At 43.6% G+C, this 14,689-nt stretch carries 10 protein-coding genes and 2 tRNA genes; 2 read left to right on the top strand and 10 right to left on the bottom strand.

Going from position 1 to position 14,689, the window contains the following annotated elements:
* Window positions 1–984, bottom strand: coding sequence for an adenosine kinase (locus tag I2F54_RS01880; RefSeq protein WP_195500395.1), 984 nt, complete (start codon window positions 982–984; stop codon window positions 1–3).
* Between the two features lie 81 nt (window positions 985–1,065).
* Between I2F54_RS01880 and I2F54_RS01875 the strand changes: the two genes are divergently transcribed.
* Window positions 1,066–1,139 (top strand) — tRNA-Asn (locus I2F54_RS01875).
* Window positions 1,140–1,164: 25 nt separating this feature from the next.
* Window positions 1,165–1,238: transfer RNA gene (locus I2F54_RS01870), tRNA-Asn, on the top strand.
* A gap of 173 nt (window positions 1,239–1,411) precedes the next feature.
* Here the strand turns inward: I2F54_RS01870 and I2F54_RS01865 are convergent.
* From I2F54_RS01865 to I2F54_RS01825, 9 genes are all read right to left on the bottom strand, one after another.
* Window positions 1,412–4,339 (bottom strand): hypothetical protein, encoded by a 2,928-nt coding sequence (locus I2F54_RS01865; protein ID WP_195500394.1) that lies wholly within the window; start codon window positions 4,337–4,339, stop codon window positions 1,412–1,414.
* Between the two features lie 21 nt (window positions 4,340–4,360).
* Entirely contained in the window at window positions 4,361–6,775 is a 2,415-nt protein-coding gene (fimD, locus tag I2F54_RS01860) for a fimbrial tip adhesin FimD (protein WP_195500393.1), read from the bottom strand.
* A 16-nt stretch (window positions 6,776–6,791) separates the two neighbouring features.
* Entirely contained in the window at window positions 6,792–8,360 is a 1,569-nt protein-coding gene (locus I2F54_RS01855; protein ID WP_195500392.1) for a fimbrial protein, read from the bottom strand.
* Window positions 8,361–8,407: 47 nt separating this feature from the next.
* Window positions 8,408–9,298, bottom strand: a complete 891-nt coding sequence (locus I2F54_RS01850) for a FimB/Mfa2 family fimbrial subunit (protein ID WP_195500391.1) — start codon at window positions 9,296–9,298, stop codon at window positions 8,408–8,410.
* An 81-nt stretch (window positions 9,299–9,379) separates the two neighbouring features.
* Entirely contained in the window at window positions 9,380–10,516 is a 1,137-nt protein-coding gene (locus tag I2F54_RS01845; protein ID WP_195500390.1) for a hypothetical protein, read from the bottom strand.
* Window positions 10,517–10,582: 66 nt separating this feature from the next.
* Window positions 10,583–11,854 (bottom strand): OmpA family protein, encoded by a 1,272-nt coding sequence (locus I2F54_RS01840; RefSeq protein WP_195500389.1) that lies wholly within the window; start codon window positions 11,852–11,854, stop codon window positions 10,583–10,585.
* Window positions 11,855–11,881: 27 nt separating this feature from the next.
* Entirely contained in the window at window positions 11,882–12,442 is a 561-nt protein-coding gene (locus I2F54_RS01835; protein WP_118046142.1) for a DUF3575 domain-containing protein, read from the bottom strand.
* Between the two features lie 452 nt (window positions 12,443–12,894).
* On the bottom strand, window positions 12,895–13,803 hold the full coding sequence (locus tag I2F54_RS01830; RefSeq protein ID WP_195500388.1) for a tyrosine-type recombinase/integrase: 909 nt from the start codon (window positions 13,801–13,803) through the stop codon (window positions 12,895–12,897).
* A 142-nt stretch (window positions 13,804–13,945) separates the two neighbouring features.
* The gene (locus I2F54_RS01825; RefSeq protein ID WP_087425438.1) at window positions 13,946–14,650 is read right to left on the bottom strand and encodes a ComF family protein; all 705 of its coding nucleotides are present in this window, start codon (window positions 14,648–14,650) and stop codon (window positions 13,946–13,948) included.
* Between the last annotated feature and the right edge of the window lie 39 nt (window positions 14,651–14,689).

The following is a 14,689-nucleotide window of genomic DNA, read 5'->3' as shown; positions in this document are numbered from 1 at the left end:
CTAATTTATCATTATTATATCTTCCTTTATCTTCTCCCACTTTGAATCCGGCAGTTCCGTTCCAATCACCTGTATTACCTCACCCGACAGAATAGACCCTATCTTTCCGCACTTCTCCAAAGAATATCCGCAGGTCAGTCCGTAAAGAAAACCAGCTGCAAAAAAATCTCCGGCACCGGTAGTGTCAACCACCTTTGCCACCGGTACAGCCTCAACACGTACTTCCTCCGTTCCTTTACGAATCAGCGAGCCGCGTGCTCCCACTTTTACAATGGCAATACTACACATTTTAGCGATAACATCCAACGCTTCCTCGGGTTCTTTACCGGTAAACACTTTCGCCTCTTCTTCATTGGCAAAGACAATATCCACATATTTATTTACCAACAGAGAGAAAAATTCATGATCACCCGCCACAATATTATAGCTTGCCATATCCAGGCAAACCTGCAGACCGGCCTCTTTGGCCAGTTCGATGGCACGAAGAATCATATCGTGTTCCTGTACCAAATAGCCTTCTATAAACAGGTAAGTATATCCTTTGAACATCTCCAGCGACAAATCTTCCGCTTTCAATGTAGACGCCGCCCCCAGATATGTACCGAAAGTACGCTCCCCGTCGGGAGATATAAAAGTAGAAGCTACCCCCGAAGGCAGGGTATCGGAAAGTAACAAATTAGCTTCCGTTCCGCGTTTTAACAAACTTTCCCGATAAAAGTTACCATAAGAATCATTATTTACCTTTCCGATAAATCCGGTACCCGCTCCAAGCTGCGCCATACCTCGAATGGCATTCCCCGCAGAGCCACCGGTCGCCAAATGAGTCTTCACCCGGCTAAAGTATTTATTGATTTTCAGCAATTTATCTTCATCAATCAGAGTCATACTACCCTTAGGCAACTCCATTTCCGCTAAGATTTCATCACTGTCAAGGGTTGCTAACACATCGACCAATGCGTTTCCCAATCCAATTATTTTGTCCATTCCTGATATTTTTTTTGCAAAGATATTGCATATTTCAAAATATCCTATTACTTTTGCAGCGCATTTGAGAAAAAACAACATTCTTCCTTAGCTCAGTCGGTTAGAGCATCTGACTGTTAATCAGAGGGTCCTTGGTTCAAGTCCAAGAGGAAGAGCGAAAGAAAAACTTGAATGCAACATTCTTCCTTAGCTCAGTCGGTTAGAGCATCTGACTGTTAATCAGAGGGTCCTTGGTTCAAGTCCAAGAGGAAGAGCGAAAAGGTTCGTCATTGCGGCGAACCTTTTTTGTTTTCATAAAAAAAGTATCCCATTCTTCACCTCACCAGGCACAAGAATGGGATGCTACAAACAAAACAAACAACAAAGCTATCTGTCACAGACGACCATTGTATATGATTACTTAGTCAAAGTGATTTTAGTATTATTCCTATTTCTTTTTCAATATTACATCCGGATCAGCCACAATTTGCGCCAGAGTCAATTCATCGCTGCAATATTCTCCATCTGTAGCATTCCAGCGCATAATCATTTTGGTCCCAGTCCATGAATAACTATATTCACCCCGAAGACGTAGAGTATAGTTACCGTTCGGCCCCATGGTTATCGTTCCGATACGAGTACCATCATCCTTATTTTCAAAGATGACGAAAGCATCTGTCGGTATATTAGACCCATTATCCGTTCGCAATATACCTGCAATATGTTTATTTCTGACAAGTACCGTTTCACTGTTAAAACGTACATTGTCGTCCGATGAAATCATTATTTCTCCTTCCGTCACAATAGCCGACGTTACAAAATTCAGTGTCACCATTCCCAATTCTTGGTCTTTCTTCACCGTATAAACAAAACGTTCCCCTTCTTTCCGTAATTGCGGATTATTGTAATTTTCCGGTAAGTCCAGCATCGGTGCATTGATATAACATTGAAATTCTCTGCCGACAGGAGACACTATCTCACTATCACTCGCTTCAAACGACTGAAGGTCAAAACTCAACTTCACTACCGTACCCACACGGTTATACTCCAATTCAGCCAGACTTTTCTGTCCTTCTATTTTCAAATCAAATGCAAAAGGTGCATATGGAGCCAAATTGAACGTTGTTCCACGGTAATTATACGGTTCACCGCCTACATCCTGTCCATTGGCAGTAGCCAACCGAATCGTCTCGTCAAAACGTGACGTATTTGTCTTCATATAAGCTTTCAATGTCAGCGAACCGTCCGGATTTTGTGTTCCCCTATCTTTAATCGGCTCATAAAGTAACACACGTCCGCTCGAACCCGTTTCACCAGTATATTCCGAAATCTTCCCGTCAGGTTGTATACCCAATTCGGTCAACTCATCATTTGTATAGGGGTCCAGGTACTCTGTAAATATCAAAAAACGGTTGTATTCATTGATTCCTCCCTCTAACGTAAATTCAATAAAGAACTGTTCATTTTTCTTTGCAGGCACAAGCACATAATCCACATTATACTCGTCATGATGCAATACATTCTCCACCTTAATCGTACCCTTCGGATTCTCCGCAAAAGTAAAAGTCTTCGTTAATGGCTTAAAATACTGGTTTTCAATCATTATTTCTCCTATTTTCGCTTCCGGTGTCAACATGGTACGTAAGTAGAGACGCTGCATTCGGGCCTGCTCCACCGCTTCTTTCGTAACCTTATAAACATATTTGTATCCCAATCCATTATCTTCTCCCCACGCCGCCATGGGATAACCGTTTTCGTCCACATAGTCTTGCTGATAGATTACACGCAAGCCCTGAGTAGAATTGGCATCCAGATGATCGGCGGAAATCAATACATCGAGCGGTAGTAATTCTTCTGGAAAATCTTCCGGAATACTGAACATCAGGATCACCTCTTCACCCTCGTCAGTACCGGCATGTCCGGCATCCACATTCGTTGATGCCCAGCAAGGGTCAAAATTAAAATCCGTCACCGTCAAAAGCTTGATCGTCCGCTGCAACTTGCCGTACTTAATCATCAGCTCACCCGAACGTTGGGTCCTACCGCTTCCCAATGGTAGCAGCTGCATGGTAACTTTTCCATTCCCTGCTGTATCCAATGTAAAAGTTCCTATCGCGGTTCCCCCGTCAGCATAAGTAAAATTCTGTGTAGAAGACACATTATTCGTCACCCACGACACCACAGGATGCTCGCCCGTAGGAATGCCTGTACAAGTAAAATTCACTGTCGCCATCCGTCCCGGCGCGCCTTCGGAGAACTTGTTGACAACAAACGTCTTCTCTACCGAAAGCGTCACCTTACCGTCGTACACAGAAGGAATCTTCTGGTCGATGGAAATCCATACATTGTTCACAAACGACGCATCCTGCACTTCCTCAAAGGTAGAAACACCGCCACGCAACTCACCCGTAATAATTATACGATAGTTATAATTGCGTACGATAGGATAGGGATCCTGCGTTTTCGGATCCAGCAACAGTATCCGATAATACAAATTGTCCGTTTCCGTAGCACCGTTACCCGTATTCCGTCCCCGTATCACCACATACGCCTGATTGGCCTCTGGGTTTTCATTCTCAAAAACGTACTCCACATTTTGGTTACTGTAAATCCCGTCTACCGAAGCCCGGCGCAAATCGGACGGCAGCGTAACCGTAAAATTATCGGGCGTCCAATCGAAAGTTCTGGTGTCCCGATTGTAAGGAGCCACCGTACCGTAAGCATAACCGTTGCAGAACGCCATACCTGTCACCTCAAAAGGCACCACAAAACCATTAATATCTTCCGTACCGTTATTATAATTCACCGTACCTTGCTCCACCGTAATTTTCGCCATGTTCCGACATAAAGTCACCGTCTGATTGTTCAATTTTACCGAAAGGTCACCATCACTCACCGTACCGTCTTCCTTCTTCACCACGCTACTCACACGTCCCCAATAAACCACTTTGGCCGAAGTAGAAAGTAAGCCCTGCAAAATGGTACTTTCATGACGTGAAATATTTTCACCATCGCTGAAACTGCTGAAATTCTGGTTTACCACAAAATGAACGATTTGCGTCTGTCCCGGAACAACGCTTTTCTTTAAAGTTCCGGAAAGCATGTCTCCTTCTATCTTCAATTCCTCCGGTTTCACTTCCACGCGCGAAAGATAACTACCGTCACGGTCGAAGCAGAGCAACGTCAGAGACTGTATCCCGTAGCCGTCCGAATCCACATTACGGGTGGAGACTTCACGCATATCAGGGACTTCCAATCTGAATACCAACTCCCTTTCTCCAATATTCCTCTCCGGAGAAGCAAAATCATCTTGCCTACATCCGCCCAACAAACAAAAAACGGTAAATAAACAATATAATAAAATACTCTTCTTCATAATCCTGAATAATAAAGGTTATTACTTGTCCTTGAAATGGTCACGCACGCAACGGATACCGATACCAGACCTGCTATTGGCAGGATTATTTGTTATCGTGACAGCACCATTTGCCGACCAATATTGCTTACGATCTAACAACCAGTCCATCGCATACGTACCAGAATTTGACAATGAGCCTCCCAATTCATGAGCATCTATATTCGCTTGAAAACCATCAATAATCTCCAATTCTGCTCTTGTAGGCAAACGCCAATCGTCATACACGATAAAACCGTCATCCTCCAACTGCTTTTTCACACTGGCATAAGTACCGGGATTAGAAATCTGTGCCAATGTATTACTCCAAGTAACAGGACGGTTTCTGAAAACCACCTCTACATACTTGTCACAATGGCTGGCTGCCTGATATTCATTTTTAAGAATATCCGCTTCTCCTTTTAATATACTTAAATGAGAACTAACCATGAAAGAAGGAGAAACTACTTTTGCATTATCATCTGCAGGATCGGTCATGTCTTCATCAAAAGTAACATTACTACCTGTATAAGGTATTCTGCGAGGAATACCTATATGATTTTCATCCGAAGTAGCTGCAATACGAATATGATAGACATTAGAATTTTCACGTCCAGAGTTCAGATAATAACATCCCCACCTACTAGACAGAGAAAGGCTCCAGCCATAACTGAAAATTTTTCCTAATCCTGTCTCGACTGAATAATCTTGCAATACTTTAGATATAAATACTGTATTCTCTCCGCTCACCCAATCTGATTCACTATAAGAAGACATATTCCATCGGTCAAAATTCCACTTCCATTTATTCTCGTCAGTACCATTATTTAATTGAACATTAACTCTGTCATTAGTTTCTCTAGGAACCACGAAATCTAAGTTAAATCCATAATGGCTCACCCACGTCGTTACATTATCCTCTCTATTATTAGCTGTAAAATCCGTCCTATACGAAAAATACCCCAACTGCGAAGTTACATACTCCAGAGGATACTGTTCAAACGTTAATTCCTCTGCTTTTCCTTCTTCATTCGTCACTTTCACTACAATATACCGTACGGCAAGGTTGGTCGGTACAGGGCTACTAATATCAATCACCCCTTCTCCGCTTTCTGTGGAAGCCGAAACCGTAATTGGTAATCCCAAAATTTGAGAATCCTCCAATGTCTGTTTTAAGCCAAATTTATCATAATAATATACCTCTACCACTTCTACCTTCTCAATTGGGGAAGATGAAGAATAACTTACCGAGTGATTTTCTCTCGCATTATCCATACGTACCTTTTTATCGCTCAAAAAGAGGAATTCCGGACTATCTTCACCGCCTACAACAATATCCTTGCTCCGCCAAGGTTCCACCTCGAGTAGCACATCAGTCAGTTCCACCGGCACCGCTTCGTTTTCTCCTCCTCGTCCATTGATGGTCACCGTTATATTATATATATGATTACGCTTCAACTGTCCTTTCTCATCCTTCTTCGGACTGAGGTTCACCGGAATCTTATAATAATTCTCATCTACTGTCTCCTCATTTTCTACCAACGGTACGCGCATCAACACACTCGGCTCATTATCGGCAAGTGCATCCTCTCTCCAATCATTCGGATAGGCATAAAGCGTCATAGTCATAGTCGCATTGCTCGTACCCATTCCGGAAACATCCGTACCAAAAATAGTAGTAGACGCGCCACTGTACAATACAGGTCTGAAAGCTTTCATCTCCCCTTCTGAAGGTTCCACCACGAAAGTCGACATCGGGAAGTTCACCGGCTTACGTGACGTCCTGTTCTTCAAGGGTTCAGGGCTGGTTTCATCATGAATGAATTTCACCTTCTCTCCTTGTTTCAACGTAATGACAATCTTCGCCGCCGCGCGCTTCAACGATACAGGTACCTCTATTGCATCCTGCGACGTTCCCTCCGGATTCAAAACCATCGATGTGTGGCCGTCCATCAGGAAACTCCCCGGTACATTCGCATTGGCATCATCCAGCCCCGTTGCGTGTACATTCGCCGTGCGAAGCTTCAAATCTTGCAGCCCTGTCTGTTTTTCAATAGCTGACAGACTATTCTCATTATCCACTGGATAATTGGCAATCAGAAAAACAGTATATTCTTCATCTATCTTAAAAGCAGATTTACGTTTACTCAGAAGTAATGTATTGTCATCCGACAGATTCTGAAAAAGTTCATGATGTACCTTATTTCCCTCTTTATCGAAAATCAGCACATCCAAATGAGTTACTTTGCTCTCCGTATCCGCATTTGCAGCACGCGTAAGCATACCATCGTCCTTTCCTACAACCAACAGGATATTATCCTTTCCTCCGATAGCACAAGGTACTTCCAAAGAATCCCTGATGCAGCCCGCCAACACCAATAGCATCAACGCCGCAAACAACATATGTATTCGTTTCATCATCCCTGTTTTTAAATTATAAGTCTAATCCCTGAGTTATTTTAATGTGAGAATCCTTCTTCGTTTCCGTCATCCAAGGCCAGTCTCCATTCCTGTTGATAGGCAATGCAATATTTTCCAGCCCCCACAATCTTGTACGTATGCAGAATTCCACTTCCGGATGTTCAACACCCGCTTGCGACAAGGATTGTTTTGCCCGTATCTCGATCACGTATTCCGTATCTCCCGTTGGTACCGGGTAACTTACTTCTTCCTGTTGGGGCGTATTATAGTTTTTATAAACCTTTACTTCAAACTGGTTTGAATCTCCATTACCCAAAGAAGGAGTCCATGACATAGTACCGCTCGGCATCCTGAATTTAAACCGAGTGGTAATCTCTTTTGAGGAATCATCAGAAAAACAAACTTCCGTACTGAATCTGCCCGGATCATCTCCTGCAAAGAAAGAGGTAAAAGAATATCCCTCCGGGTACACAAAGTCCACCACCGCATCTCCTGCCGAATCATCCCAATCGACTACCGTGTACACCACCGATACCACTCCATCTCTTGGTACCCAGTTCAATACACGGTAAATGGTATTTCGCTTCGTTGGAGGCAGGTAAATATCTTTTGTACCGGGTGCTCCGTCCAGCGTATAACTGACAGTCAGTTTGTAACCATTCGCATCTCCCGGGGTATTAGTATCATCCGCCCCGTAGTAATTCTCAAACAAATAGAAGGGTGTAGTCTCCAGCACATTTACATACCTGTCCAATTCTGCTCCCGACATCTCGCCTTCCAAAAGAATCTTCTCTATCACCGCAGGTTCCTCCAGCAACGTCAATTCGTTCGTAAAAGTATGGGGAATGTTTTTCAACATCTCTTCCGTAGGTTCTGTTACATAGGCCCAGTCACAAATACCCTCTTTCTGCAAAGCAATGCTGTTCACCGTCAACCCGCACTCTGCTCCTTTGGCAAAATACATTTCCAATTTGCTCACACAACGTATCAATTCGAACTTCAATGCATTTTCTTGTAACTGATGATGCCCGTCGTGAGTACCGGTTCCCGCCGCAAAATTCACATTATCGGTGTTCAAATTCCTTGTCACTTTCACAGACATGGGTAACAGTAGTGTTGTTCCTCCCGTTGCAGCAAGGCGGCGTTCCGCAAAATGGAAATCTTCCAGTTCTTTTTTAGTCATTTTTTCCCTAAAGTAAGCAGACCCGCTTGCCATTTCACCACCTGGGCTGTTCCAGCAAACATGCTCATTGGCAATCACATAAAAGTCAACATCCACATTACCCGTACCAGCGGGTATTTCCAAATCCATCCAAAAGTTGGATATAGCGGATGAGTTTGAGCTATAATAATATCCTACCTGTTTCTCACTCCGGTAAGCATATACCCGCAGACGCTCAATGGCATTCTCGCTATCGGTACCGGACTGTATGCCGTCATTCGCTTCCGTTTCAATGCTCATATTGACGGCAATGCCGGACGACACGGGAGAGATGTCCGTATCTTCATGCGTACAACTTCCACAAAGCACTGCCATGCCTGCAACGACAGTGAAAAATATGTTATATAAATGTCTCTTCATAATTAATCCGTCTCCATTATAACCAATTATATCTCTTTTATGCCCTATTATATTTCCGGGTCAATTTCTTCAATAAACCATTCCGGTACGGTTATCGTCACGCCCACTTCCTTAAAGCGAATGGAGATCGGTATTAGAACCTCATTCATTGTGAGGTCTATATCCGGATGGTCCGCCAAAAATTCAGCTAGATTTATTTGTACAACAATTTCGTTGTCTCGATTGAAAAGAGTCAGCACCACCGAACTGTCGATATGGCGCATAATGTTAAAACGTGCCTCGCACGATTTCGTTGCGGGGTCGTAATTCCCCAATTCAGGATAATAAGTAACGGGCTCACCACCAACCTGGTTCTCAAAGTTTGTTTCGGGTAACAAGCCGCACAGCTCCAGCCTAAATCCACCGTTGCTGCGTGTAAGGAGAGCAGGATCCATGCCCACCACTTCTGTATAAATCTTATAATGCGAACTGGCAAAATTTACCATTGCATCTTCCGCCAGCTTATCACTCACCTCGATCCACGTCGAAGCATAATAGAGTGAATCGTTTGATGTTGTCCGGCCACCTGCCAGATGACGAGAACAGGCAAAACTGATTTCATCGCAGTCGCCTACTGTCGGATCGGTTATACCCGTATTGTCCGTGTTTGCAACGCTGACGATGCGATAGCTCCCTTTCGACAACTCCGGAAGTACAACTTCCCGTGCTTTCAATTCTTCTTCCGGTACTAAAAAAGAAGTGACGTGGCTGTCGTCGGGGCGGAAAACATACATCCGGATGTTACGGATCTTATCTCCGATAATTTCAAGCGAACTATCCCCCGTATAACTCAGCTTAAGCGTGAAATTCTTACGGCATCCATCTAAATTCTCCTTGACACAACCGACAAGGAAAAAAATGCCCGATAAGAGCAAAACATATTTCATCAGTCTGTTCATCGTGAATGTATGTTAATATAATGTTTACTATTAAAAGGGAGCCGGGCTCTGTACCCGGTTCCCCTAAAATTAGAATGGTGATTATTTCCCGTATTCCGGAGTGGTGATTGTTTCAACCCCCCAGTTTCCAACTGTAACTGTGGCTTCCACACAAATAACCGTATTGTCCAAGTTGGTCAACTCGCCGTTTTTGATACTCAAACTTTCGATTCTATAAATTTTACCAGCTGCAAGTACTTTTTTATTAGCGCTTGTTGCTTGATCCGTGAAATTTATAATTTTGAGGTATGCGCGCGGAACCGGAGGAATAGTCACAGCATTATCAGCTTTTTTACTGTCAAAAGCAAGCATAACTATCGGTTGGCTACCGGCAGCCAAGTTATAGCCATGTACCGGCAATGTAAAAGACTTAGCCGTAGTTTCATCAGTAATCATCTCCTCAGGAGTTAATTCATCAAACATCCAACTTCCAGTCGTGGCAAGATCTCCGGGATAACCTGTTGCATTGTCACCTGCTTCAAGTGGAGTCCCTGAAGGAGCACCTGCCAAAGTGAAAGAAGGTGCTACATTATTCAAACCAACATGAGTCGGTTTCAAAGAAGAGAAAGTGAATGTATCCGCACCATCACTCATGGTTAGTGTTACGGTTCCACCTATTTCAATACGAGACAAAATCGGATTCACAGTAAAGGCAACAGTGTACATCTTATCGTTTGTATGATCTGTAGCATTTGCGTCATGGGTTCCTCCTGCAGTCAGCTCAGTGGCAGTAGCGCCGCTGGTCACCGGTACACTTGCCAAAGTCGTATACCCCGACAAGTCAGCTGGCAAGTTTAGTAAGTCTGCCAACGTATTGAAATGTTTTCCCGACAAATTAATATTACCCACTACATAGGCAGCCTTGGCTGCAGGATTTACATTATGTAACTGTTGGGGGCTCTCCGTTACAGTCAACTCTCTATAATCGCAAACGGTTCCAGTAGTAGCAGCATCCGTCAAAAAGAAGATGGTGGCAGTAGTTAATGTTGCTTGTGTGCTGTTGTCAGTAAAAGCGTCCCCTTCATTTGCCGCTCTTGAATCAACCTTGTTTCCCTTGATAGTCACCGTTACCGTTTTTCCCTTGCCTTCCGGAAGCGTACTTTCCGGAGCATCATCGTTGTTACAAGCAACAAGACCCATTGTCATTGCCGCCATCAAAATCCAATTGTTTAATTTCATAACACTAATTTAAAAAAGATGAATAATTAATTTATTAACACTCTATTCTGTTTTTGCAAAATTCCATTATTTCAGTTGCTCCAGGTTCTTTCGCGCTTCTTCGTGTCCCGTCAGCAAAGCACGTTCAAACCACCCGATGGCTTCCTCCTCATTTTCCAACATCATGTGACATACACCGATACTGTTGAACGCGCGATCGTCTTTCTGATATTCCAACAATATTTGCAAAGCCTCCGCATACTTACCTTCCCGAATCAACCCGTTCGCCGTGTTCACCGCATCGGCCGCCTTGTCGCCCAGCATGTCATAGTAAACAGACACATAGCAGGCATTACGTAATTGCGGATAGAAGTTATCCAACATATAACGGTAGGGCTTGCCGCCTGCCAGTTTCATCAGAATTGTTTTCCAATTTGCCTTCCCCCTCTCATTATCCAGAATTGCCAGTACTTCTTCCCTAAATTCCATATCGGATGCCCCTACCAAAGCACGCAGGCCTTCCCAATTCTCCACACCGTTTATCAGATGGAAATCATCATCTTTCAAAGAAGGTTCCGCTTCTTGTATATAGCCTTTCAAAGACTCCGCACGTTTGGCACCCAGGCGGGTATTCAATTCCAACCCGCCTTCGGGGGAGGCAAATCCTGTTATCTCCACACCTTGGAGCCGCAGTTTATCCATATCATTGATTTTGCGTATAGTAGTTACTATCTCATCCAAAGTTCTCCGGTTATTGTATCTATCCAAGTGTAATACCGTGACCGACAATGGAAAATATATTCTCATTTCATCCCGGAAGCTCCATTGTTTCTTGGCTTCAACAACCTCGAATTTCCTTGATTGCGGAGTCACTTCCGTCACCGAAATCACCGGTGGCGTATATACCTCTGCATTATTCAGCAGGCTTTGATTACCGTTGCAACAATCGCAACCGCATCCTTCCAGATAGTAAGCCACTCCCAACGAAGCACGTTTCATCCAACGTTCGTAGACGGCAGTCGATGCGTAGCAAAGTGTGTCTTTCTTCCATAATGCCTCATTCTCTTTCAGCATCCAATGACGTTCACCATTCAATGCCGCTTCCTGGCGTTCACGTTTGTATCTTATTTTACCATATATCCGGGCAGGTGCTAACCACAACGTGTCCCTGCCACCGTACAAATAAGGAAGCAACACCATTTTCTGCCGGCTATGCATTCCTTCGGGGCGTTCGTGCACCTCGAAACGTACTTCCACATTACGCTTCACCTTTTTCACACTTGCATTTTCCACCACTATCTGGGCAGATGCAGAGCACCCAAACAGAAAGAGGATTCCGATTGACAGTATATTTTTCATTATTCTTCGTTTTTTAGTTGCAAAGCCTTAGTCTATCATATAAATAATGGATATGCCTGCCTTGGTAGGACTGAAATAGTGTTTCTTGTCACTATTCTTAAAGTCACCACAGGTAGCGCACTCATATTTGTCATAGCTCGAATAAATATAACCGAAACCGAGTGTAGCTTCCAGATTCCAACGTTTACCTAAAATCCACGAATATCCATAAGAGAACCCCACACCTGTAGCCCAACCCTGATAACGATAATCACGGGTGGACTTATCTTGAAACGGAAACCTTACACCACCGGCATTATAAAAGGCATATCCGCTATGAAGACCCAAGAAGTGACCGTTAAACGCCTCACACAGCCAATATCGTGCTTCAGGTTGTACCATCCAGTGCTTCCACTTCTTATTGTCTGAAAATGTAAAAGGATTATAGTTGGCAGAAAGATCCAGCGTCCATTTTGGAGCCAGACGGAATTCGGCACCTAGATTAAAGGTCGTTGTAGCATCATACAGCAGGTTCGTTTTGACAGCCATATCCTGTGCTGACAAAGAGATGCCGACAAATAGGAAAATAATGCAAAAGCTCTTTTTCATACTCTCCGTTTTTATATGATATAAGTTATCTGTTTATATGCTTTGTCGTTTTAACATTCCCGTTACTTTGTAGGTAACGGAAAGCAAGGAGAAACACGCTGCAAGAGGCATTCTTGTACCGACATAACCAACTGTTACGGATTATCGGATGAATCGAGAGAGTACGAGCAGATCTTCCCGTGTTAATTTTACATAACACGGCTATGGGAGTATTATGCATTTCCCGTTAAGGGAAAATACTGTTATTCAAAGTAATGCACCTTATAAGTATATAGAAAGGCGGTTTTTACTTATTTTTCAAAAAAAATCCTTTTTTTTCTTGTTTGATACAAATGTATTGTTGATATTTGCGATAAACAAATAATTCCCGTTACCTACAAAGTAACGGAGAATGCTTGTAGTATTATCAGAAAGTCAACACTATAAATCGCACACGCCTAAACATTTATAAATCACTTTTTACTAAATACATAAGACACTATTTCTTTATTCATATCCCATATTTTATCATCCGAGTGTCTCTTAAAGTAAGTTTCTGTTACCTTAACAGAAGAATGTCCCATTGCATTACTGATAAGCTCTTGTTGATAATTCCGATAATTGGCAATAGTAGCCCAGCTATGCCTTGCCGTATAGCTCGTCAATCCCGTAATGCCGTTTATATATTCCCCTAATTTCTTTAAGCGGTAATTAAAACCGCGCAGGGCGTTTTGGTATTGCCGGTACTCATCCTTTCCCGGATGATGAATAAGAGGAAATAAATAGGGAGAAGCCCCGTCGGCATTCTTGAGAATGCGGATAATCTCCATTGCTTTAGCCTCAACGCGTACAGTAAGCCATGCGCCCGTCTTTTTACGACGATATACTATCACATTATCATGTAAATCACAATGCCGCAGATAAGCAATATCCACAAACGGCATTCCACGAAGCATAAAAAGCAATAGAAAAAGCAAGCGTGCGGACTCCAGACTTTCATCCGCCACAGGTGTATCGAGCCGGCGGAACACATCTTCATCCACAGCACGTTTCACGGTAACCTTTGTTCCCGTATACACCCCTTTGAAAAGTCTGGGTTGATAAGGCGCCATCCCTTCATCCACAGCGCGAAAATAAGTGGCACGCAACATTCTCATATAAGTGGAAATCGTATTCCAATGGAGCTGACGTCCCAGCAGATACTCTTGAAACGCTTTCAGCCACACGGGAGTGACTTCTTCAAAACTTATGGAATCCCGCTCCATAAAGTCCTTGATGCGATTCAATGTACTTTGATACACGTGCGCCGTACCCATGCGCCGTTCTCCTCTCAACTGAGAGATAGTCATGGCCATATAGGCCGACAGATTTGTTTTACTCATATAGCTTCTACTTTAAAAGTGAGCCATATAAATGCCTAAAAAACAGATTAGTTCAAGTGACGATTCTGTTAAAAAAGTACACAGATTACAAACTTTAATACACATCCGGAAGTTTGTCTTTCTTCCGAAATACCGGTATTTATCAAAAATTCGCTACGGCAAGTGTCAGCACACTGATACGCACGCCCTCTACGTCCCGAAATACATCGGCGCACGCAGTGGTGGTAGCTCCGGTAGTAAGTACATCATCTACCAGCAGGATATGTTTTCCGACGAAACGTTCGGGATGGCGGAGATGAAAGATGCCGTCCACATTCTCCCACCGCTCATAGGCAGACTTACTTGTCTGCGTCTCCGTATGCTTCCTGCGCATCACGGAAGCAGCATCCAAAGGAATACCCGTAACCGCAGCCACACCTTTGGCGATACATTCACTCTGATTGTATCCCCGCATCCGTTGCTTGCGGGGATGTAAAGGGATGGGCACAATGACGTCCACACTATGAAAGAACCCCGAAACAGTCAGTTCCGCCGCCATAAAACGCCCCATTGTCTCTCCCAAGTCCTTACGGCCGCCATATTTCAATTGATGCAGTATCCGGCGGAAATCACTGCCCTTATGGTAAAAGAAATAGGAGGTAGCACGTTCCAAAGGAAGTTTTCCCCAGAACATACGTTCCACCGGATTGTCCGTACGAAGATGATAATCCGTACGGGGCAGATTCATATTACATTTCAGACAAATAGCCTCCTCTCCTTCCTGCAAGGGTGTGCCACACACAGCACACTGACGGGAAAAGAACAAATGAAGAAAAGATAAAAACCAGGTTTTAAGCGTGTTTTCCATAATACTGCCAATTCAAAAAATCAGCGCAACGTCCATAAC

The organism is Bacteroides clarus, assembly GCF_015555825.1.
Classification (GTDB): Bacteria; Bacteroidota; Bacteroidia; order Bacteroidales; family Bacteroidaceae; genus Bacteroides; species Bacteroides clarus.
Note: the sequence above shows the minus strand (reverse complement) of the source record. Positions and strands in the feature narration are given on the sequence as shown.